The sequence below is a fragment of the Inquilinus sp. genome, from assembly GCF_057815775.1.
In genome coordinates, this window is record NZ_JBYRFX010000108.1 from 1 (window position 1) to 20,600 (window position 20,600).

At 68.4% G+C, this 20,600-nt stretch carries 18 protein-coding genes, 1 pseudogene and 1 riboswitch; of the genes and pseudogenes, 6 read left to right on the forward strand and 13 right to left on the reverse strand.

What is annotated here, in order from left to right; translation table 11 throughout:
- On the reverse strand, positions 1–1,309 hold a 1,309-nt coding region (gene thiC / locus AC3XYG_RS03915; RefSeq protein WP_489138502.1), incomplete at its 3' end, for a phosphomethylpyrimidine synthase ThiC.
- Positions 1,310–1,377: 68 nt separating this feature from the next.
- Positions 1,378–1,493: riboswitch (TPP riboswitch) on the reverse strand.
- Between the two features lie 120 nt (positions 1,494–1,613).
- On the opposite strand from thiC, the gene AC3XYG_RS03920 reads away from it, so the two are divergent.
- Positions 1,614–2,219: a glutathione S-transferase family protein gene (locus AC3XYG_RS03920; protein ID WP_489138503.1), complete on the forward strand. Its 606-nt coding sequence runs from the start codon at positions 1,614–1,616 to the stop codon at positions 2,217–2,219.
- Between the two features lie 340 nt (positions 2,220–2,559).
- Here the strand turns inward: AC3XYG_RS03920 and AC3XYG_RS03925 are convergent, their stop codons facing one another.
- From AC3XYG_RS03925 to AC3XYG_RS03950, 6 genes and pseudogenes are all read right to left on the reverse strand, one after another.
- Positions 2,560–2,727: a hypothetical protein gene (locus AC3XYG_RS03925; RefSeq protein WP_489138504.1), complete on the reverse strand. Its 168-nt coding sequence runs from the start codon at positions 2,725–2,727 to the stop codon at positions 2,560–2,562.
- Positions 2,705–2,896 (reverse strand): hypothetical protein, encoded by a 192-nt coding sequence (locus AC3XYG_RS03930; RefSeq protein WP_489138505.1) that lies wholly within the window; start codon positions 2,894–2,896, stop codon positions 2,705–2,707. The genes AC3XYG_RS03925 and AC3XYG_RS03930 overlap by 23 nt, the downstream gene beginning before the upstream one ends.
- 193 nt (positions 2,897–3,089) lie before the next feature.
- A complete protein-coding gene (locus AC3XYG_RS03935) occupies positions 3,090–4,340 on the reverse strand; it encodes a calcium-binding protein (RefSeq protein ID WP_489138506.1) in 1,251 nt (416 codons plus the stop codon).
- A 66-nt stretch (positions 4,341–4,406) separates the two neighbouring features.
- Positions 4,407–4,505 (reverse strand): annotated as a pseudogene (locus AC3XYG_RS03940) (hypothetical protein); the annotation flags it as partial.
- Positions 4,460–6,043, reverse strand: coding sequence for a hypothetical protein (locus AC3XYG_RS03945; RefSeq protein WP_489138507.1), 1,584 nt, complete (start codon positions 6,041–6,043; stop codon positions 4,460–4,462). The gene AC3XYG_RS03945 and the pseudogene AC3XYG_RS03940, both read right to left, overlap by 46 nt.
- A 23-nt stretch (positions 6,044–6,066) precedes the next feature.
- The gene (locus AC3XYG_RS03950; protein ID WP_489138508.1) at positions 6,067–6,222 is read right to left on the reverse strand and encodes a hypothetical protein; all 156 of its coding nucleotides are present in this window, start codon (positions 6,220–6,222) and stop codon (positions 6,067–6,069) included.
- Between the two features lie 151 nt (positions 6,223–6,373).
- Between AC3XYG_RS03950 and AC3XYG_RS03955 the strand changes: the two genes are divergently transcribed.
- On the forward strand, positions 6,374–7,687 hold the full coding sequence (locus tag AC3XYG_RS03955) for an MFS transporter (RefSeq protein ID WP_489138509.1): 1,314 nt from the start codon (positions 6,374–6,376) through the stop codon (positions 7,685–7,687).
- Between the two features lie 4 nt (positions 7,688–7,691).
- Here AC3XYG_RS03955 and AC3XYG_RS03960 read toward each other — a convergent pair whose 3' ends face one another.
- Complete coding sequence (locus AC3XYG_RS03960) at positions 7,692–10,118, reverse strand: heavy metal translocating P-type ATPase (RefSeq protein WP_489138510.1); 2,427 nt, start codon at positions 10,116–10,118, stop codon at positions 7,692–7,694.
- A gap of 80 nt (positions 10,119–10,198) precedes the next feature.
- Here AC3XYG_RS03960 and AC3XYG_RS03965 point away from each other — a divergent pair, with 80 nt between their 5' ends.
- Positions 10,199–10,669 (forward strand): MerR family transcriptional regulator, encoded by a 471-nt coding sequence (locus AC3XYG_RS03965; RefSeq protein WP_489138511.1) that lies wholly within the window; start codon positions 10,199–10,201, stop codon positions 10,667–10,669.
- Positions 10,670–10,693: 24 nt separating this feature from the next.
- Positions 10,694–11,326, forward strand: a complete 633-nt coding sequence (locus tag AC3XYG_RS03970; RefSeq protein WP_489138512.1) for a LysE family translocator — start codon at positions 10,694–10,696, stop codon at positions 11,324–11,326.
- A gap of 136 nt (positions 11,327–11,462) precedes the next feature.
- On the opposite strand, the gene AC3XYG_RS03975 is transcribed toward AC3XYG_RS03970, so the two are convergent.
- Positions 11,463–12,503, reverse strand: a complete 1,041-nt coding sequence (locus AC3XYG_RS03975) for a zinc-dependent alcohol dehydrogenase family protein (protein ID WP_489138513.1) — start codon at positions 12,501–12,503, stop codon at positions 11,463–11,465.
- A 211-nt stretch (positions 12,504–12,714) separates the two neighbouring features.
- The gene (locus AC3XYG_RS03980) at positions 12,715–13,929 is read right to left on the reverse strand and encodes an adenylate/guanylate cyclase domain-containing protein (protein ID WP_489138514.1); all 1,215 of its coding nucleotides are present in this window, start codon (positions 13,927–13,929) and stop codon (positions 12,715–12,717) included.
- Between the two features lie 209 nt (positions 13,930–14,138).
- Between AC3XYG_RS03980 and AC3XYG_RS03985 the strand changes: the two genes are divergently transcribed.
- Positions 14,139–15,806 carry an acetolactate synthase large subunit gene (locus tag AC3XYG_RS03985; protein ID WP_489138515.1) on the forward strand — a complete coding sequence of 556 codons (1,668 nt, stop codon included), beginning with the start codon at positions 14,139–14,141 and terminating at the stop codon, positions 15,804–15,806.
- A 175-nt stretch (positions 15,807–15,981) separates the two neighbouring features.
- Here the strand turns inward: AC3XYG_RS03985 and AC3XYG_RS03990 are convergent, their stop codons facing one another.
- The 3 genes from AC3XYG_RS03990 to hisS are packed head-to-tail and all read right to left on the reverse strand — an operon-like array spanning position 15,982 to position 19,353.
- Positions 15,982–16,989 carry a glycosyltransferase family 4 protein gene (locus tag AC3XYG_RS03990; protein WP_489138516.1) on the reverse strand — a complete coding sequence of 336 codons (1,008 nt, stop codon included), beginning with the start codon at positions 16,987–16,989 and terminating at the stop codon, positions 15,982–15,984.
- Positions 16,990–17,035: 46 nt separating this feature from the next.
- A complete protein-coding gene (locus AC3XYG_RS03995; RefSeq protein WP_489138517.1) occupies positions 17,036–18,007 on the reverse strand; it encodes a small ribosomal subunit Rsm22 family protein in 972 nt (323 codons plus the stop codon).
- A gap of 2 nt (positions 18,008–18,009) precedes the next feature.
- Positions 18,010–19,353: a histidine--tRNA ligase gene (gene hisS, locus AC3XYG_RS04000; protein WP_489138518.1), complete on the reverse strand. Its 1,344-nt coding sequence runs from the start codon at positions 19,351–19,353 to the stop codon at positions 18,010–18,012.
- Positions 19,354–19,481: 128 nt separating this feature from the next.
- On the opposite strand from hisS, the gene AC3XYG_RS04005 reads away from it, so the two are divergent.
- Positions 19,482–20,597, forward strand: coding sequence for a peptidoglycan-binding domain-containing protein (locus tag AC3XYG_RS04005; protein ID WP_489138519.1), 1,116 nt, complete (start codon positions 19,482–19,484; stop codon positions 20,595–20,597).
- Positions 20,598–20,600 lie beyond the last annotated feature (3 nt).

Sequence of the window (20,600 nt, forward strand, 5' to 3'; positions counted from 1 at the left end):
AGAACGGCGCTTCGCCGCAGACGGCCAGCTGCTTGTCCATGTTGGCCTTGATCTTGTGCATCGGCACATGGCCGGGGCCTTCGATCATGACCTGGACGTCGTGCTCCCACGCGATCTGGGTCAGCTCGCCCAGCGTGTCCAGCTCGGCGAACTGGGCGGCGTCGTTGGCGTCGGCGATCGAGCCTGGGCGCAGGCCATCGCCGAGCGAGAAGGCGACGTCATAGGCCCGCATGATCGCGCAGATCTCGCGGAAATGGGTGTACAGGAAGCTCTCGCGGTGATGCGACAGGCACCACTTCGCCATGATCGAGCCGCCGCGGCTGACGATGCCGGTGACCCGCTTCGCCGTCAGCGGGATATAGGCCAGCCGCACCCCGGCATGGATGGTGAAGTAGTCAACCCCCTGCTCCGCCTGCTCGATCAGCGTGTCGCGGAAGATCTCCCAGGTCAGGTCCTCGGCCACGCCGTTGACCTTCTCCAGCGCCTGGTAGATCGGCACGGTGCCGATCGGCACCGGGGAGTTGCGCAGGATCCATTCCCGCGTGGTGTGGATGTTGCGGCCGGTCGACAAATCCATGACGTTGTCGGCGCCCCAGCGGATCGCCCACACCATCTTCTCCACCTCCTCCGCGATCGAGGAGGTGACGGCGGAGTTGCCGATGTTGGCGTTGATCTTCACCAGGAAGTTTCGGCCGATGATCATCGGCTCGGATTCCGGGTGGTTGATGTTGCTGGGGATGATGGCGCGGCCGCGGGCGATCTCGTCGCGCACGAATTCCGGCGTGACATAGTCCGGGATCGCGGCGCCGAAGCTCTCGCCATCCTGCGCCGCCGCCTCGGCCAGCTTCTCGCGGCCGAGATTCTCGCGGATCGCGACATACTCCATCTCGGGCGTGACGATGCCGGCGCGGGCATAGGCCATCTGCGTCACCGCGGTGCCGCCCTTGGCCCGCAGCGTGCGCCGTTCGCCGCGGTGGAACTCGAACAGGTTGGCGGCCTCGCCCTCGCGCCGCCCGTCATCCTCCGGCCGCACAACGCGGCCGTCATAGGCCTCGACATCGCCGCGGGCGGCGATCCAGCCGGCGCGGATCGACGGCAGGCCGGCGCCGATATCGATCAGCGCGGCCGGGTCGGTGTAGGGGCCGGACGAATCATAGACGCGGACCGGCGGCTCGCCGGCTTCGGGCGCCAGCACGATCTCGCGCATGGCGACGCGCAGGTCGGGGTGCCGTTCGCCCGGCACATGGACCTTGCGCGACCCCGGCATGGCGCCTGTGGTGACGGTGGTTGGGATGACATCCTTGGGCATCGACGGCCTCCTCGATCACGATGGGCGAGGCCGTGCCATGGACGGAAATCTGGAAAAATAGCGGCTGAGCGCGCATGTGGTTCCATTCCCTACGCCGGCACGACCCGGATCAGGTTCGAAGGGTTCCCACGTCGCAGACGGTGTGGTGTCTCAGCCCCTTACCGGAGCTCCCCTCGGAACATCGCGATCAGAGCGCGAGCGGACCCGGGCTGTCAAGCCATGCCGATTTTTTTCCCGAGGCTGTCGATTTCGCCGCACACCGTCGACCATTTGCATTCCCCATGCAGGACAGCGAGGCCGCATCATGAAGCTGTACTACTCCCGCAACCTCAATCCCCGGGTCGCCGTCGCGGTGGCCCGCCACCTGGACGCCCCGGTCGACTACATCCGCACCAGCCCGATGGGATCGGACAAGGAGGCCTTCCGGGCGATCAACCCGAACACCCTGGTGCCGGTGCTGGTCGAGGCCGACCGCACCCTGTGGGAGACGGATGCCATCGCCTGCCGGCTGGCGGCCCTGTGCGACCCCGGCTTCTGGCCGGCCGACCGCCAGGCGGAGGTGACGATGTGGGCGAGCTGGAGCGCCCATCACTTCATCCCGGCCGGCGGCACCTTCTATTTCGAGAACATCATCCGGCCGCAGTTCATGGATCGGCCGGCCGATGCGGCGGCGCTGGCCGAGGCCGAGTCTGGCTTCCGGCGCTATGCCGGGATTCTCGACGACATCCTGGCCGACAGCACCTGGCTGGTCGGCGACCGCCCGACCTATGCCGATTTCCGGGTGGCATCCGCCCTGCCCTTCGCCGAACCGGCCCTGCTGCCGGTCGGCGGCTTCCGCCACATCCTGGCCTGGCACGACCGCCTGAACCGGATCGACGCTTGGCGGGCGCCGTTCGACGGGTTGGATTGAGGGATGGGGGCTGGGGCAGAGTCCACCCCGCGTGGCAATCTGCTCAGACCCCTCAATTCGTCATCCCCGCGAAAGCGGGGATCTCTCAGCGGTTCGATCTGCAAGAGATTCCCGCTTTCGCGGGAATGACGACTTCGGGGGTGCGGAGAGACCTTTTGCACAAGCGCCTCCGGCCCCTTCCGCGGGGCGGTAGAGGCGAAACCATCCAGGTTCCGGTGGTCGGGCGAAATCACCCCCCTCCATCTGTCATTGCCGGGCTTGACCCGGCAATCCAGAGAATGTCGGCAGTCTCTGGATGCCCGGATCAAGTCCGGGCATGACAGGTTGGGGGAGGCTGCACTCACCCCGGATCGGGCGGCAGGTTCCAGGGCAGGCCTTCGATCGGGTCGGTGTCGCCACCGCTGGCCATGTCATACCAGCCGGTGATGATGTCCGGGAATTTCCGGCTGCGCTTGCGATACCAGTAGCGGCCCTTGTCCGGGCCCTCATGGGGCCCACTCGTCGACATCGTCCGCTTCGTCCGGCAGGTAGCCCTCGTTGGCATAGCGCCGGGGCGGCTTGCGCGCCTTGGCCTCGTCGATCTCCCTCTCCGCCAGCTGCTCCCACATCCCGTGGGCGAGATGGGCGGCGGTCCGGAAGTCGAGGTTCTGGTCGGCGCAGATCGAGTGGGCGACCACGCGCGCCACCGTGTTGCGGCGCTCCGTCTTCTCCGTGGCGCGGGCCGCGGCAGAGCCGGTCGGAGGCGAGTTCGAATTCCCGTGTGGCGGCGGCGTCGCGGTCGCGGATCGCGGATCGCGCCCAGGGACGCCGTGTGGATGGCAGAGCGAGAGTCACCGCAATCGCCCCGTCACCACCATGGACATATGGCTCTCACAGCACGAAGTCTGCGGCGACGAGGGCGATGTTGCCGGTGAGGACAATGTTGAAGTCGGAGACGCCGTCGCCGTTGATGTCGCCGCCGATGATCGTGGTGCTGCCGGAGAAGGCGTAGTGCAACTCGCCGGCGGTGAAGCTGTAGGCGGCGCTGCCGATGAAGTGGAAGGCTTGGTCGCCGGCGGCGTTGCTGCGGGCGTCGATCGCCGACAGGTCGATGCGGTCGCCCTGGGCGTGGCTGAAGTCGGTGATGCGGTCGGCATTGGCGCCGGCGGCGGTGTGGCTGGCGGCGGAGAACACGAAGCGATCGGCCCCGCCGCCGCCCTGCAACACGTCCTTGCCGGCCCAGCCGTTCAGCACATTGGCCCCGGCGTCGCCGTACAGCCCGTCGCTGAAGTTCGAGCCGTTGACATTCTCGGCCTCGATGTAGTCGCCCTGGGCATCGCCGCCCGACCCGGCCCGGCTGGTCAGGCTGACGGTCACGCCGGCTAAGCTGTCGGTGTAGGTGACAGTGTCGATGCCGTCGCCGCCGATCAGCCGGTCGGCGCCGGCCCCGCCGCGGAGGGTGTCGTTGCCGGCCAGGCCCTGCAGGATGTTGGCACCGGCATCCCCGGTCAGGCTGTCGCTGCCGAGGCTGCCATTGACGTTCTCGATGCTGACAAAGACGTCGCCCTGGGCGTTGCCGCCGGTCGCCGCGCCGGTGGCGAGGTTGATGGTGACCGCGACGCTGCTTTCGGAATAGCTGATGGTGTCGTTGCCGGCGCCGCCGTCGAGATGGTCTGCCCCGGCGCCGCCGCGGAGGACATCGCCGCCGGCACCGCCCCACAGGCTGTTAGCGCCGGCATCGCCGGTCAGGCTGTCGGCGAAGGCCGAGCCGGTGATGTTCTCGATGTTGACCAGCCGGTCGCCCTCGGCATCGCCGCCATGGCTGGTGCCGGTCAGGCTGGCCGTGACCCCGGCGGAAGAGGCTGAATAATCCGCGATGTCGATGCCGTCGCGGCCATCCAAGTAGTCGGCCCCGGCACCGCCGATCAGCCGGTTGGCCCCGGCATCGCCATAGAGATAGTCGTTGAACGCCGAGCCGATCAAATTCTCGATCCCGGTCAGCGTGTCGCCCTGCGCATCGTCGCCGCTGCCGGTGTGGCTGGTCAGGCTGACCGTCACCGCGGCGCTGCTGCCGGCATAGCTGGCGGTATCGTTGCCGACCCCACCATCCAGCGTGTCGGCTCCGGCCCCGCCCTGGAGCACATCGTCGCCGCCACTGCCGAAGAGCTGATCGTTCCCGCCGCCGCCGATCAGGACATTGGCATTGTTGTCACCGTTCAGCGTGTCGTCGAAGGCCGAGCCGGTCAGGTTCTCGATGCCGATCAGCGTGTCGCCTGGGCGTCGCCGCCGGTCCCGACACCAGGCCAGAGATTGACAGTCACGGCGGCGGTGCTGGTGTCGTAGTTGGCGGTATCGATACCACCATTGCCCTCCAGCCGATCCGCTCCGGCGCCGCCGATCAAGATGTCGTCGCCGCCGGCGCCCTGCAAGACGTCCGCTCCGGAGGACCCGAACAGCAAATCGGCCCCTTGGGTCGCGACCAGCGAAATCTTGAAGAAGTTGGTCTGACCGTTCGTGTCGCCCGGCACCAAATTGGATGCATCGCTGTAGAAGGTGACGGTCAGGCCATCGGGGCTGATCGTCGGATTCCGCGAGTTCCCGTTCCCCTCGCTCCCGTCTGTTGCCACGGACAGCCGGATGGTCCCGCCGGTCCAGGTGTCGCGCAGGAAGATATCGGTGTGCCCGTTGGTGTCGCCGGCGACCAGGTTGCTGGCATCGCTCTGGAAGACGATGTAGCGTCCGTCGGCCGAGGTCGAAGCGTTGGACGACCCGCCATTCGCCGGCCCGCCATCCGCGGCGACCGATATCAGGGTCGTCGTGCCCAGCACCGTATCCCGCAGGAAGAGGTCACCGGCTCCGTTGCTGTCGCCGGCGACCAGATTGCTCGCATCGCTCAGGAACGTGACGAAACGCCCCTCGCCGGACATCCCGAGAATGGTCGACTGGCCGTTCCCCGCCCCTCCATTCATGGCGACCGACACCAGGGTTGTCGTCCCCAGCGCCGTGTCGCGCAGAAAGATGTCCATGGCGCCGTTGGCGTCGCCCGACACAAGGTTGGTGGCAAGGCTTTCGAAGGCGACGAAGCGGCCATCATCCGATATCAAGCCGGATGATGATGCGCCATTGGCCTGGCCACCGCCGGTGGCCACGGAAATCCTGATTGTCGTGCCCAGCGTGACGTCGCGGAGGAACAGATCGGAAACGCCGTTCGTGTCCCCGGCCACCAGGTTGGTCGCCTTGCTTTCGAACAGGGCAAAGCGATTGTCTTCCGTTTGATCGCTCAGAAAGGACGATGCATTGGCGGCATGCTCGTTACTGTCCACCGAGATTCGGGCAAGCGTGCCCAGTCTTAAATCCTGCAGATAGATGTCATAGCGTCCGGGTACAAAGCCATCGAACACATCGGAGTCGCTACAGGCCAACAAAGAAGTTCCATCGCTCGACAAGTGTGTGGTTGTCCAGATATTCTCGAACACCCCCACCGCTCCAATTTGGTCAAAAAATATGACTTTATTTTCTCCAGTTAGTGTATCAAAGATATTAACATCCAATTGTTCTCTATGGTCGTCTAGTGTATTTATGTATAGTCTCGAAAAATAGGAAATATATCTTCCTCCGTCTGAAAAGCTTAGATTCGAATATGTGAGTCCATGTTCAAAATCAGGATCTTCAGAACCTAATCTTTCAAAAATTGCATTCCCATCTTTATCAAATATATAAATACTTCGCGATGTATCCTCGGAAACTCCAATCAATCCACTCGACGTTATTTCGACATCCGCATATTGACTCGTCGGAATGTCCCCGCTGAACGAAAACAATGATGAGGTGTTGACAGCGACCATCTGAAATCTCCTGGCTGGGCCCGTCAAAAATACCGAAACGGAATATCGGAGGGGAATTCGACAGCATCATGTCGGATTTGGGCGTGACTGTCCGGCCATTTGAATGACCTCCCCTGATCCCGGTCGCCATCGCCGCCGGCTTCGGCTCCGGCATCCGGGCGTTTCAGCGTCACCAGCACCCGGTTTGACATCCACGGCAATCGGTGTGCAACGCTTGTACCCACGCCCTCCCCTAGGACCCCAGCCCCATCGATTTGTCTGGCAATTCGTTTTTTCCCGTCCCAAGCTTCGACTCAACAGTCGCAAAGACGATGGCGGAGGAAACGAGGCATGGCGGCTCTCCCGAGATCGGCCCGCACCAAGACCGTCCAATACACCGCGCTGGCGCTGCTGGTGCTCAGCGGTGTCGTCAACTACATCGACCGGGCGACGCTGGCCGTCGCCAACCCCCTGATCAGCCATGATCTGGGCTTCTCGCCCGCCGAGATGGGGCTGCTGCTGTCCGCCTTCCTGTGGGCCTATGCCTTCGCCCAGCTGCCGGCCGGGGCGCTGGTCGACCGGCTGGGGCCGCGGCTGATGCTGGCGCTGAGCCTGGGGCTGTGGTCGCTGGCCCAGGTGGGCGGCGGCCTGGTGCAGAACTTCACCCAGTTCTTCGGCATCCGCATGGTGCTGGGCCTGGGCGAGGCGCCGCAATTCCCGACCAGCGCCCGCATCGTGCGCGACTGGTTCAACGTGCGGCTGCGCGGCACCGCCACCGGGATCTGGAACTGTTCCTCCACCCTCGGCACCGCGCTGTCGGCGCCGATCCTGACCTTCCTGATGCTGACCTTCGGCTGGCGCTGGATGTTCGCGATCATGGGCATCTTCGGCCTGATCGTCGCCGTCGCGTTCTACGCGCTGCACCGCAACCCGAGCGAGGTGGCGCTGACCGAGGAGGAGCGGCAGTATTTGACCGAGGGCGACACCGCCCCGCAGGGCGCCAGCGTCACCTGGGTGGAGTGGAAGCGGCTGTTCGGCTTCCGCACCACCTGGGGCATGATCTTCGGCTTCTTCGGCGTGATCTACGTCACCTGGGTCTACAACTCCTGGCTGCCGGTGTACCTGGAGCAGGACCGGCATTTGAGCATCGCCAACACCGGCATCGTCGCGGCCATCCCGTTCCTGTTCGGCGTGGTCGGCAGCATCCTGGGCGGCCGGCTGAACGACTGGCTGGTGACGCGCGGCATGTCGCCGATGAACTCCCGCAAATACCCGATGGCCGGGGCGATGGTGGCGACCGCGGGCTTCACCACCCTGGCGGCGCTGACGCCCAGCATCACCGTCGCCGTCATCGCCATCTCGATCTCGCTGTTCCTGCTCTACATCGCCTCGACCTCGGCCTGGGCGATGGCGCCGGTGGCGGCGCCGGCGCATTGCACCGCCTCGCTCGGCGCCGTGCAGAATTTCGGCGGCTATATCGGCGGTGCCCTGGCGCCGATGGTGACCGGCTTCATCCTGCAGGGCACCGGGTCGTTCACCGCCGCCCTGCTGGTCGGCGCCGCCGTCGCCCTGGTCGCGGCGGTCGGCTACGTCATCATCGTCCGCGACCCGGTGCCGTCCTCGGCCGAGACCGATGGCGCCGGCCCGCCGGCCGCGGCGCAGTAAGGTCTCAGCCCGGCTGGATCGCCTGGCCGCATTGGTTGCAGAAGCGGGCGGCGGCCTGGTTCACGGCGCGGCAGACGCGGCAGGCCACGCTGTCGCCGGCCGGCACGGCGGCACGGGTGGCCGGCTTGCAGGCGCCATGGGCGCAGCAATCATCCGCCTCGGCGGCCGCGACCGGCGCCGGGGCGTGATCGTGCCCATGGGCGTGATCGTGGCCATGGTCATGGCCGTGCGCATGATCGTGGGCATGCTCCGCCTTCACCACGGCACCCTTCACCGCCGGCAGCAGGCGCAGCAGCCGGAGTGCGTTCAGCGTCACCAGCACGGTGGCGCCGGTGTCGGCCAGGATCGCCATCCACAGCGAGGTCGCGCCCAGCACCGTGGTCATCAGGAACAGCCCCTTCAGCCCGAGGGCGAAGGCGATGTTCTGGTGGATGTTGGCCAGGGTGGCGCGCGACAGGCCGATCAGCTCGGCCACGCCGGTGACGCGGTTGTTCAGCAGCGCCGCATCCGCCGTTTCCAGCGCCACGTCGGTGCCGCCACCCATGGCGATGCCGACCGAGGCGGCGGCCAGCGCCGGGGCGTCGTTGATGCCGTCACCGACCATCGCCACCGGCCCGGCCGATTTCAGCCGGCCGATCGCCGCCAGCTTGTCGTCCGGCAGCAGCTCGGCCTCGACCGCGATGCCGAGCGCGCTGGCGATGGCGTCGCCGGTGCGGCGGTTGTCGCCGGTCAGCATCACCGGGCGCACGCCAGCCCGGCGCAGCGCCGCGATGGCCGCCATCGCATCCTCGCGCGGCTCGTCACGCAAAGCGATTACGCCGCGCGGCCGGCCGGCGGCCAGCAGCACCACGACGGTCTTGCCCTGTCCTTCCAACGCGGCGATGCGCCCGGCCAGGTCGACCGGCAGCGGCCCGCGCTCGGCGGCATAGCGCGGCGACCCCACCGCCAGCAGCGCGCCGCCGACCCGGCCCAGCACCGCCTTGCCCGGCACGGCGCCGGCCTCGGTCACCACAGGCACGGCCAGGCCCCGCACCGCAGCGGCGTCGAGGATGGCGCGGGCCAGCGGATGGCTGGAGCCGGATTCGACCGCGGCGGCCTGGGCGAGCAGATCGGTTTCGGTGCCGTCCAGGGCGACGATGTCGGTCACCTCGGGCCGGCCGCGGGTCAGCGTGCCGGTCTTGTCGAAGGCCACGGCTTTGACCTTGCCCAGCATCTCCAGCGCCGCACCGCCCTTGATCAGCAGGCCGCGGCGGGTGCCGGCGGCGATGGCCGAGGCGATGGCGGCAGGGGTCGACTGCACCTGGGCGCAGGGGCAGGCGATCAGCAGCAGCGACAGGCCGCGATAGGCCCAGACCGACCAGTCGCCGCCGAAGGCCAGCGGCGGCACCAGAATGACCAGCGCCGCCACCGCCATCGCCGCCGGGGTGTACCAGGCGCTGAACCGGTCGATGAAGCGGGCGGTCGGCGCCTTGCTGGACTGCGCCGCCTCGACCATGTGGATGATGCGGGCGATGGTGTTGTCCGCCGCGCCGCGCGTCACCTGCAGCCGCAGCACGCCGCCGGCATTGATGCTGCCGGCATAGGCTGCATCGCCCGCCGCCTTGGCCACGGGCACGGATTCGCCGGTGATCGGGGATTCGTCGAGGTCGGAGGCGCCGTCGGTGATGGTGCCGTCGGCCGGCACCCGGTCGCCCGGGCGCACCAGCACGATGTCGCCGATGCGGAGGTCGTCGACCGGCACGGCGGCGAGCACGCCATTGCTCTCCCGCTGGGCCGTGCGCGGCACCAGCGACACCAGCGCCTTGATGCCCTGCCGGGCGCGGCCGGCGGCCACCGTCTCCAGCAGCTCGCCGACGGCGAACAGGAACACCACGACGGCGGCTTCCGAGGCAGCACCGATGGCGATCGCGCCGATGGCGGCGACCGCCATCAGCGTTTCGATGCTGAAGGGCGAGCCGGAGCGGACCAGCGTGGCGGCGCGGCGGACCACCGGCACCAGCCCGATCAGCGCCGCCGCGACATAGGCCCATTCGGCCTCGGCCGGAAACATGGTGGAGGCGACGAAGGCGGCGGCCAGCAGCAGGCCGGTGAAGCCGACCAGCCGGGCCTTGCGTTCCTGCCACCACGACTTGGCCTCGGCCGCGGCCGGCGCCTTGGCGGTGTCGTCGATCGCGGTCGGGGTGAAGCCGAGGGCGCGGATCTTGTCTTGCACCGCATGGCCATCGGCGGCGGACCCGTCCGCGCCGAAGGCCAGCAGGCCGGTGGCGAAGTTCACCTCGACGCCGCTGACACCCTGGATCCGGCCCAGCGCCGTCTCCAGCTTGCCGACGCAGCTCGGGCAATCCATGCCGTCGACGCGGTAGCGCAGCGTCTGCCCGCCCGCCTTCCGGCCGTCTGCCTTCTGTCCGTCCTTCGTGGCTGACATCGCCATGGCGACGCACTCCCTTGCCGAAATCACCGTCGCAGGGGAAGATGGGAGCTACAGCGACTAGAGCTTCAAGAGGAAAATTCATGTCCGCGCGTGGAGACGCCGTGCCGATCGGCGAGCTGGCCCGCCGCACCGGCTGCAAGGTCCAGACCATCCGCTATTACGAGCAGATCGGGCTGATGCCGGAGGCGGCGCGGACGCTGGGCAACCAGCGCATCTACGGTCCGGCCCACAGCGACCGCCTGGCCTTCATCCGCCACAGCCGCGAGCTGGGCTTCCCGCTGGACGCCATCCGCCAGCTGCTGACCCTGGCCGACGACCCGCACCAGCCTTGCGCCACCGCCGACCGCATCGCGCAGGAGCAGCTGGTGGAGGTGCAGAACCGCATCGCCCGGCTGGAGGCGCTGAAGATCGAGCTGGAGCGCATGGTCGAGCAATGCAGGCACGGCACCATCGGCCATTGCCGGGTGATCGAAGTGCTGGCAGACCACAGCCACGCCCATTGCCTGCACACCGATCACGGTGCCGGCGAAGAGATCGAAAGCGCGGCCTGAGGCCGGCAGCTCCGGAGAGACATCATGGACATCACCGTCCCCCTGCTCAGCATCCTCGGCGCCATCGTCATCGGCGCCGCCAGCCCGGGTCCCAGCTTCGTCTTCGTCACCCGCACCGCCATCGCCCTGTCGCGCCGCGACGGCGTGTCCGCGGCGCTGGGCATGGGCGTCGGCGGCCTGGTCTATGGCGGGCTCGGGCTGTTCGGCCTGCAGGCCCTGCTGTCCCAGGTCGAATGGCTGTTCATGACGCTGAAGGTGCTGGGCGGGCTGTACCTCCTGTGGCTCGCCATCGGCCTGTGGCGCACCGCGGCCAGGCCGATCACGGTGGCACAGGCGGCGGAGGGCCGGCCGCGGAGCGTCCGCCGGTCCTTCACCATGGCAGCGGTGACGCAGCTGAGCAACCCGAAGACGGCGATCGTCTATGGCAGCATCTTCGCCGCCTTCCTGCCGGCGCATGTGCCGGCCTGGACCTTCGCGGTGCTGCTGCCGGCGATCTTCACGATCGAGGCCGGCTGGTACTCGATCGTCGCCCTCGCCTTCTCCTCCGACCGGCCGCGCGCCGCCTATCTGCGCTGGAAGCGCTGGTTCGACCGCGCCGCCGGCACCGTCATGGGCGGCCTCGGCCTGCGCCTGATCCTCGGCGCGGGGAAGCTTTAAGGACTGGGCTCGGCCTACCCTTGCTGTCATGCCCGGACTTGATCCGGGCATCCAGAGACTGTCGACATTCTCTGGATTGCCGGGTCAAGCCCGGCAATGACAGTGGAAAAAGGACCTTCGCGCGAAAGGCCCGCCCTCAGAACCGCGTGACGACGGCGATGCCGGTGCCGTCGAAGCGGTCCATCTGGGTCAGGGCCAGCGGCGCGTCGTCGAGGCCGATGCGGCTGCCGATCAGAAGCTGCGGGGCCAGCTTGCCCGTGCCGATCATGTCGAGCATCGCCTGGTAGCGGAACGCCTGCATGCCGTGGCTGCCCAGGATCTCCAGCTCATAGGCGATCACCCGGTCCATCGGCATTGGCGGCCGGGCGTGGTCGCCCAGCATCAGCCCGACCTGGATGTGGCGGCCGCGGCGGCGCAGGGACCGGATCGAATTCACGCAGGTGGCGGGGTGGCCGAGCGCGTCGACCGAGACATGGCCCCCACCGCCAGTCAGGTCGCGGATCGCGGCGGCGACATCCGGGGTGTCGGTGGCGTTGACCGTCGCCACCGCGCCGAGCTGCCGGGCAAGGTCCAGTTTCTGCTCCGTCAAATCGACCGCCACGACATTGGCGCCGACGGCGCTGGCGATCATGATCGCCGACAGGCCGACACCGCCGCAGCCATGCACCGCGACCCAGTCGCCCGCCTTGGTCCGCCCCTGGTCGACGATGGCGCGGAACGAGGTGGCGAAGCGGCAGCCCAGGCTGGCCGCCGTCGCTGAATCGATCTCGTCCGGCAGTGCCACCAGATTGGTATCGGCGAAATCGAGCGCGACATATTCGGCGAAGGAGCCCCAGGCGGTGAAGCCGGGCTGGAACTGCCGCTCGCAGACCTGCTGGTTGCCGCTGGCGCATTCCGGGCAATGGCCGCAGCCGGCCACGAAGGGCACGGTGACGCGCTGGCCGGTGCGCCAGCGACTGACCTGCGGCCCGACCGCGACGATGGTGCCGGCCAGCTCATGCCCCGGCACATGCGGCAGCACGATGTCGGAATCGTGCCCCATCCAGCCATGCCAGTCGCTGCGGCACAGCCCGGTCGCCTCGACCTTCACCACGACGCCACCCGGCGCCGGCGCCGGGTCGGGCCCGGTCTGCACCGACGGCATCTGGCCGAACTGTTCGAAGACCACGGCTTTCATGATGGCCCTGTCGCTGTTGAAGAGGGAGAGGCTGGAAGGATGCGAGAGGTTTGGATACCCACCCCTCTCTATTGTCATGCCACGACTTGACCGTGGCATCCAGGGGCGGCAGGGGGCGCTCTCCGTGGCCCCTGGACTGCCTCCCTTGGACTTGATCCGAGGGCAAGCCGGGCAATGACACCAAAAAGGGCTTGGGCGTAGCAGTGCCGCTCTATCCGATCCCAAAAATCCGGTGGGTGCCTTCGACGTCGCGCAGCACGTGTTGGCCAAGGTCGACCAGCGGCCGGCCGCAGGCGTCGCGGAAGGGTTCGGACACCAGCACCCGGCGGTGCAGGGTCTTGGTCAGCTCCTCCAGCCGGCTGGCGCGGTTCACCGCCGGGCCGATCACGGTGAAGTCCAGCCGCCGGGCGGCACCGATATTGCCGTAGGCAATCTCGCCGAGATGCAGGCCGACGCCGAAATCGACTGCGTCCGGCCCCACCAGCCCGCGTTCGGCATTGGCCGCGTCGGCCCTGGTGCAGAAGGCTTCCGCCGCGGCCAGGGCGGCGGCGCAGGCGGCGCCGCGGTCGATCTCCGGCGTCACCGGGAAGATCGCCAGCACGGCATCGCCGATGAATTTCAGGATCTCGCCGCCCTCAGCCTCGATCGCCACGGCCATGTCGCCGAACCAGTCGTTCAGCATCGCCACCACGTCGCGGATGGCATGGACCTCGCTGCGCCGGGTGAAGGCGCGCATGTCGGCCAGCCAGATCGCCGCTTCGATCCAGTCGACCTGGCCGCGTTCGACCTGGCCTTCGACGATGCGCTGGCTGGTGCGGGCGCCGACATAGGTGTCGAGCAGGTCGAGCGCGATCCGCTTCCACACCTGGCGTTCGGCATAAGGGCTGAACAGCCGGGCGGCGGTGTCGAGCGCCGTCAGGTCGTCATCGTCGAACCCACCCGGCTGCCGCGTGGCGAAGGACAGCACCCGGGTGCGGCTGGTGTCGAGGAAGGGCAGCGGCGTGATGAAGAAATCGGTGCTGCCGAGGTCGCGCAGTTCCGCCATCAGCGGCATCCCGGGGGTGTCGACATCGAGCCGCCGGCGCCACGCCCGCTCGGTGTCGTCGACGATCTTGGTCGGGCTGTTGAGATAGCTCGGACTCTGCAGGATCTGGTGCCGTTCCCGCTCGCGGAACTCGAAACTGTCGTCGGTCCAGACCAGCATGGTGCCGCTGATCTCTGGGTGCAGCACCTCGAGCCCGAGATTGACACGCCAGACCGGCACGATGGTTTCCACCACCCGCTGGCAGAAGCCGGGGAACATGGATTTGACCGACGCCGGCTGCCGCGTCGCTTCGACCAGCCAGAGGGCCAGCGCCTCCAGCCCCGGCCGGTGCCGGGCGGCGATCGTCCTGCTGTCCCAGTCCGGCGGCAATCCGTCTTGCATCGCGATCCCATCCTGCATGGGCGGAGGAAATACCTTCGGCAAAGCGGGGTCAATGCTGGCCAATGGCCACCATAGGTGGCGATGGCCAGCCTCGCCATGCCGCCCGTGCGCATCACGGCCCCCTGCCCTGCAGCGAGGTCATGTCATCGGCGCGCCGACCGGCCTATCCTCACACCGACATCGCTCCGCTTTTATGAAAGAGGTACGACATGGCTGCGCAGCCGACCGGATCCGACCTGCTGGTCGACGCCCTGGTCAATGAGGGTGTGGATCGCGTCTTCGGCGTGCCGGGCGAGGAGAACCTCGACATCGTCGAATCGCTGCGCCGCTTCGGCATCCAGCTGGTCGTCACCCGCCACGAACAATCGGCCGCCTTCATGGCCGCGACCTATGGCCGGCTGACCGGCAAGGCCGGTGTCTGCCTGACCACGCTGGGGCCCGGCGCCCTGAACCTGACCACCGGCGCCGCCTATGCCCTGCTGGGCGCCATGCCGATGGTGATGATCACCGGCCAGAAGCCGATCCTGAAAAGCCGCCAGGCGCAGTTCCAGATCGTCGACATCGTCGCCACCATGCGGCCGCTAACCAAGTTCTCGCGCCAGATCGTCAGCACCGCGGCCATCCCGACCCTGGTGCGCAACGCCTTCCGCATCGCGCAGGAGGAGCGGCCGGGCCCGGTGCATCTGGAGCTGCCGGAGGATATCGCCGCGGCCCCGGCGCCGGAGGGGCTGCAGCCGGTGGCGCTGCACCCGGTGCAGGTGCCTGTCGCCAGCGACGCGGCGGTCGCCACCGCGGCCGAGATGCTGCGCAATGCCAAGCGCCCGCTGGTGATGATCGGCGCGGCCGGCAACCGGCACCACCTGGTCCCGGCCCTGTCGGACTTCGTGCACCGGATGGGCATCCCGTTCTTCAACACCCAGATGGGCAAGGGCGCCGTCACCGGCAATTCCGGCCTGTATATCGGCACCGCCGCCCTGTCCGAGGGCGACTATCTGCACGATGCCGTGACCAAGGCCGACCTGATCCTGGCGATCGGCCACGACGTGGTCGAGAAGCCGCCCTTCATCATGGAGCAGGCGGGCCAGAAGGTGATCCATGTCGGCTATCTGCCGGCCGACATCGCCGAGGTGTATTTCCCGGACCATGAGGTGGTCGGCGACATCGGCGACGCCCTGACCCGGATCGCCGACAGCGCCGGCGGCACGCACCCGACCGCGGCCGAGGCGGTGGCCGGACTGCGCCGCAGCATCCTGGAGCATGTCTCGGCCGACGGGACGAGCGACAAGTTTCCGCTGCTGCCGCAGCGCATCGTCCACGACGTGCGCCAAGTGATGCCGGATGACGGCATCGTCGCCCTCGACAACGGCATGTACAAGATCTGGTTCGCCCGCAGCTACCGCACCCATGTCGCCAACACCATCCTGCTGGACAACGCGCTGGCGACCATGGGCGCCGGCCTGCCCTCGGCCATGGCGGCGGCGATGCTGCACCCGGACCGCCGGGTGCTGGCGGTGTGCGGCGACGGCGGCTTCATGATGAATTCGCAGGAGCTGGAAACGGCGATCCGGCTGAAGCTGAACCTGGTCGTGGTGATCCTGGTCGACAACGCCTACGGCATGATCCGCTGGAAGCAGGAGGCCCAGGGTTTTGCCGATTGGGGCCTGACCTTCGGCAACCCGGATTTCGTGACCTACGCCCAGGCCTATGGCGCCACCGGCTGGAAGATCGGCGCGGCGGACGAGCTGGCGCCGACGCTGGAGAAGGCCTTCACCCAGGGCGGCGTCCACCTGGTCAGCGTGCCGATCGACTACACCGAGAACAGCCGCGTCTTCATCGACGAGCTGCGCAATCATGCCTCGGTGGTGGAGGCGGACTGAGGTAGAACCGGCCCCATCCCCCACGACTGTCATGCCCGGACTTGATCCGGGCATCCAGAGACTGTCGACATCTTCTGGATTGCCGGGTCAAGCCCGGCAATGACAGTTAAAAGAGTTCATAGCCCGTAGGTTGGGTTCGCACTCTTTCGAACCCAACAGTCCTCCGGTCTGCCGCTCACCCCAGGATCGACCGGTACAGCGCGAGGTAGCGGTCGGCCATGTGGTCGACGGTGAAGCGGGAAGCCACAGCCGCACGGCAGGCGGCGCGGTCGATCTCGCCGATCCGGCCGATCGCGGCCACCGCCTCGTCGACGCTGCCGACCAGGAAGCCGGTCACGCCATGGTCGATCAGCTCGGGCATCGAACCGCGGTTGCTGGCGATGACCGGCGTGCCGCAGGCCAGCGCCTCGACCACCGACAGGCCGAACGGTTCGTCGAACTTGACCAAGTGCAGCAGGGCCCGCGCGGCGCCCAGCGCGCCGGTGCGGTCCGCCCCGCCCAGCGGGCCGCGATAGACCACGGACCGGCCGTCGAGCGCGGGCGCGACCTCCCTGTCGTGATAGCCCTGGTCCTGGACGATGCCGGCCATCACCAACCGCCGCCCCGCCCGGCGGGCCGCGGCGATCGCCTCCGCCGCGCCCTTGTCCGGATGGATGCGGCCGAAGAACAGCAGATCGTCGCTGCCCCTGGGATCGAACGGCAAATCCTGCAGCGGAATGCCGTGATGGATGGTCGCGGCATAGCGCAGATCCGGGCTGCGGTCGGCGTCGCTGATGGCGACGTAATGCACCCGGTCCTGATAGGCCTTGAACGCCGGCAGGATTCGGTCGGAGGAGAAGCCGTGGATCGTGGTCACGACAGGCGTCGCTACCAGCTTTGAGAAGGCCAGCGGCACGAAATCGGCCTGGTTGTGGATCAGGTCGAACTCGCCCGCCCGTTCGAACACATGGGCGACGTGCAGCATCTCCCAAACCTTGGCGTCGATGCTGGGGTCTTCGGAATAGGGCGCCGGGCAAACGCCGGCCAGCGTGCCCTCCGTCAGGCTGTCGCGGGTGGCGAACAGCGTGACGTCGATGCCGCGCGCCACCAGCGCCTCGGTCAGCAGGCTGGTCACCAGCTCCCACGGTCCGTAATGGCGCGGCGGCGTGCGCCAGGAGATCGGCGCCAGCATGGCGATGCGCAAATGAATGTCCTTTTCCGCTGCCGGTCACCGCAGCGGCGACCCCAGGCTACGCGCCGGGGCCGAGCGCGTCGCCCCATTTCAGCCGCCGTGCCGTCTTCAGTAGGGCGCCGTCGCGCTTGGTCACAATGCGCTCGGCCACGCCGTCCGGCGTGCACAGCCTGAGGTCGATGCGCGACCCGGCGCCGCGCGGCGGGGTGATGACACGGCCGGCGATCGGCGCCCCCGGGCGGCGCGACACCGCGACATAGGCGAATTTCTCGTCCTCCCACGGCACCTCGCCGCCCTTGGCCTGGCGGTGGATGCGGGAGCGGGCGACGCGCTGGGCGAAATGGCACCAGTCGGGCTCGACCAGCGGGCAGGCCCGGTCATGCGGGCATGGCGCCACGACATGGCCGCCAGATTCGATCAGCCGGCTGCGGGCGTCGAGGATGCGGCGCCAGCCGGCGGGGGTGCCGGGTTCGACCAGCAGCAGCACATCGGCGGTGGCCGCCCACAGCCCGTCGACCAGCGCGGCGCGGCGGTCGGGCGCCAGCTCGTCCAGCACATAGGACAGGATGACGAGGTCATGCGCCGGCAAATCCGGCAGCGCCCGGGCCAGGTCGGCGGCGCGCCAATCGACCGGCGGCAGGGTGATGCCATCGGCCAGTCGCACGCCCCAGTCGCGGAAGGCGGCGCTGCCCTCCAGCAGGGTGGCGCCGGCGAGGTCCGGCCAGGCCTCGGCCGCCGCCCAGAACCCGGTGCCCGGCCCGGCGCCGGCGTCGAGCAGGCGGGCGGGCGCGAAATCCGGGCGGAGGTCGGCGACGGCGTCGAGGCAGGCGCGGATCGCGGCATAGGTCGCCGGCAGCCGGGTCGCCAGATAGGCGCGGACGGCGAGGTCGCCATCGACATGGAACCGGCCGTCGCGCAGTTCCGCCCGGTAGCGCTGCGACAGCCGGGCCACGGCCGCGGAGAGGTCGGCCAGGGCGACGCCTTCAAGCGCCCGGTCGACCGCGCTCCGCAGGGCGGCCGGCAGTTCCATGGCTACCCCGCCAGGGCCGCCTGCACGGCCGCGACCAGGTCGGCCTGCGGGTGGGTCGCCTGTTCGCCGGTGGCGAGGTTCTTCAGCACCGCGGACCCGACGGCGATCTCGGTCTCACCGGCGATCACGGCCAGGCGGAAGCCCTTCTTGTCGGCGTATTTCAGCTGGTCGCCGACCTTCTTGCCTTCGGTGAACAGCTCGGTGGCGATGTCGCCGGCGCGCAGGGCCGTGGCCAGGCCGAGGTAATAGGGCAGCTGGGCCCGATCCATCACCGTCACCAGCACCTTGGCCGGGGTGGCGGCGCCGGTCTTGAGCAGCCCGGCATCGAGCAGGCGCGACAGCAGCCGGGTGACGCCGATCGAGATGCCGACGCCCGGCAGCTTCTGCTTGGTGTAGTTGCTGGCCAAATCCTCGTAGCGGCCGCCGGAGCAGATGCTGCCGACCTCCGGATTCGCCACCAGCTGGGTCTCGTAGACCGTGCCGGTGTAGTAATCGAGGCCGCGGACGATGGCGAGGTCGATGCGCCAGCGATGCGCCGGCACCTGGAAGGCGGCGAGGCCGTCGGCGACCTGGCCGAGTTCGTCCAGCCCCTCGCGGTACAGCGCGCCGCCGTCGATCGCGCGCAGATCGTCGATCGTCACCGGCCGGGTGACCAGGGCGATGATCCGCTCCGCCGTCGCCGCATCGATGCCGGCATGGGTGGTGAGGTCGTTCAACGTGCGCTCGCGGCTGACCTTCTCGATCGCGTCGATCACCTTCAGCGCCGCGCCGACACCCTCGGCCGTCAGCCCCTGGTCGAGCAGATAGCCCTGCAGCAGCTTGCGGTTGTTGATGCGGATCAGGAATTCGCCGATGCCGATGCGGGCGAAGATGGCGTTGATGACGCAGGGGATCTCGGCGTCGTTCAAGAGGCCCAGCGTGCCGTTGCCGATGACGTCGATGTCCGCTTGGTAGAATTCGCGGAACCGCCCGGCCTGCGGCCGCTCGCCGCGCCAGACCTTCTGGATCTGGTAGCGCCGGAACGGGAAGGTCAGCCGGGCCGAGTTCTGGGCGACGTAGCGCGCAGTCGGCACCGTCAGGTCGAAATGCAGCGCCATGTCGGTCGACGGGTCCTCGCCCTCCCCGGCCGCCAGCCGGGACAGGGCGTAGATCTCCTTCTCGACGATGCCCTTGGCGGTCAGGATCTCGCGCCGTTCCACCGCCGAGGTCTCGATCGGGGTGAAGCCGTAGCGCTCATACTCCTCGCGAATGATGCGCAGGATATGATCCTCGACCAGCTTCTCCTCCGGCAGCCATTCGGGGAAGCCGCTGATCGGCTGGGGCTTGACGATTCGAGTCTCGGACATTGCTGCATCTTCCATCGGGACGTCGCGGTTTAACCGATCGCGCTGCCGCCGTCACCCGCGCGGAATCGGAACCCGATCTGCACCGTATACGTTTCGTGTGCGACCGAGATGAAACTGGAGCTTTCCGGATGCGCCCAACCCCCGCCGTAGCGACCCTGGCTTTGGCCTGCCTGGCCACAACGGCCGGATGGGTCGGCACCGCCGTCGCCGCCACGATCGAGCCCGGCACCTATGTTGCCGGCGGCAATGCGCCGATCCGGCTGCTGGTCGAGCCGGCACAGGACGGCAATTTCGCCTTCCTGCTGCACCGGTCGACCCGCAATGCGGTGTGCCTGATGGCCGGCACCGCCAAGCCGGATGGCGACACGCTGAACTGGACCAGCAACAGCGGCGCCACCCTGGCGATCCGCTTCGACGGCCGCGGCGCCGCGATCGAGGCGAAGAACGCCCTGCCGAAGAACTGCCAGGGCGCCCCCGCCATCCCCGGCACCTACATGTATGATTCCGCCCAGATCGAATATGACCGGGCCGAGATCGGGGCGGTGCAAGGCAGCCTGACGGCGCTGGGCTACCGGGTGGGCCAGGCCGACGGCGTGCTGGGCCAGCGCAGCCTGGCGGCGCTGAAGGACTATCAGGACCGGGCCGGGCTGCAGAGCCAGAACGGCCTGACGGTGGAGACCGTGGCCCATCTCGCCAGCGGCGGCCGCAGCGTCGCCGCCACCCCGACCGCGCTGGTCCCGGCTGCGACGCCCGCCGCCGCGCCGCCGGCCAACACGAACCAGCCGGACAGCACCCCCGACACTGCGACCGCGACGCCGAGCGCGCCGACCCCGGCCACGCCGCCGCCGGCCCTGAGCTGGCTCGACCCGATCCCCGACCGGCTGATCCCGCTGCTCGAGGCCCGCTACGCGCCGATGGTGGCGCCGGCGGTGATCGACTGGCGCAACGCGCCGTTCCAGGTGGCCGAGACCGCGCTGGACGAGAAGCCGGCGCAGCTGGCGCCCGACGTCATCGTGTTCTGGAACGACGCCAAGCATTGCGACGCCAATGGCTGCCCGTGGGAGATCCTGTCGGAAGGCACCCAGTCGCTGTCGCCGGTCGCCGACGGCAAATCCCACCAGCTGGCGCTGGCACCGAGCTATAGCGACGGCAAGCGCGACCTGCTGGTCGATGGCGACCGGCTGATGCGCTGGACCGGCAAGGGCTGGGCGCCGGATTACTACAAGCCCGAGAAGGTGCGGTAAGGG

What these genes read in the sequence shown, in the direction of transcription:
- AC3XYG_RS03920 (WP_489138503.1), top strand. Translation starts at nt 1,614, where the DNA reads ATGAAGCTGTACTACTCCCGCAACCTCAATCCCCGGGTCGCCGTCGCG.
- AC3XYG_RS03945 (WP_489138507.1), bottom strand. Translation starts at nt 6,043, where the DNA reads ATGGTCGCTGTCAACACCTCATCATTGTTTTCGTTCAGCGGGGACATT.
- AC3XYG_RS03925 (WP_489138504.1), bottom strand. Translation starts at nt 2,727, where the DNA reads ATGTCGACGAGTGGGCCCCATGAGGGCCCGGACAAGGGCCGCTACTGG.
- AC3XYG_RS03995 (WP_489138517.1), bottom strand. Translation starts at nt 18,007, where the DNA reads ATGGAACTGCCGGCCGCCCTGCGGAGCGCGGTCGACCGGGCGCTTGAA.
- AC3XYG_RS03975 (WP_489138513.1), bottom strand. Translation starts at nt 12,503, where the DNA reads ATGAAAGCCGTGGTCTTCGAACAGTTCGGCCAGATGCCGTCGGTGCAG.
- AC3XYG_RS04005 (WP_489138519.1), top strand. Translation starts at nt 19,482, where the DNA reads ATGCGCCCAACCCCCGCCGTAGCGACCCTGGCTTTGGCCTGCCTGGCC.
- AC3XYG_RS03960 (WP_489138510.1), bottom strand. Translation starts at nt 10,118, where the DNA reads ATGGCGATGTCAGCCACGAAGGACGGACAGAAGGCAGACGGCCGGAAG.
- AC3XYG_RS03955 (WP_489138509.1), top strand. Translation starts at nt 6,374, where the DNA reads ATGGCGGCTCTCCCGAGATCGGCCCGCACCAAGACCGTCCAATACACC.
- AC3XYG_RS03980 (WP_489138514.1), bottom strand. Translation starts at nt 13,929, where the DNA reads ATGCAAGACGGATTGCCGCCGGACTGGGACAGCAGGACGATCGCCGCC.
- AC3XYG_RS03970 (WP_489138512.1), top strand. Translation starts at nt 10,694, where the DNA reads ATGGACATCACCGTCCCCCTGCTCAGCATCCTCGGCGCCATCGTCATC.
- AC3XYG_RS03985 (WP_489138515.1), top strand. Translation starts at nt 14,139, where the DNA reads ATGGCTGCGCAGCCGACCGGATCCGACCTGCTGGTCGACGCCCTGGTC.
- hisS (WP_489138518.1), bottom strand. Translation starts at nt 19,353, where the DNA reads ATGTCCGAGACTCGAATCGTCAAGCCCCAGCCGATCAGCGGCTTCCCC.
- AC3XYG_RS03965 (WP_489138511.1), top strand. Translation starts at nt 10,199, where the DNA reads ATGTCCGCGCGTGGAGACGCCGTGCCGATCGGCGAGCTGGCCCGCCGC.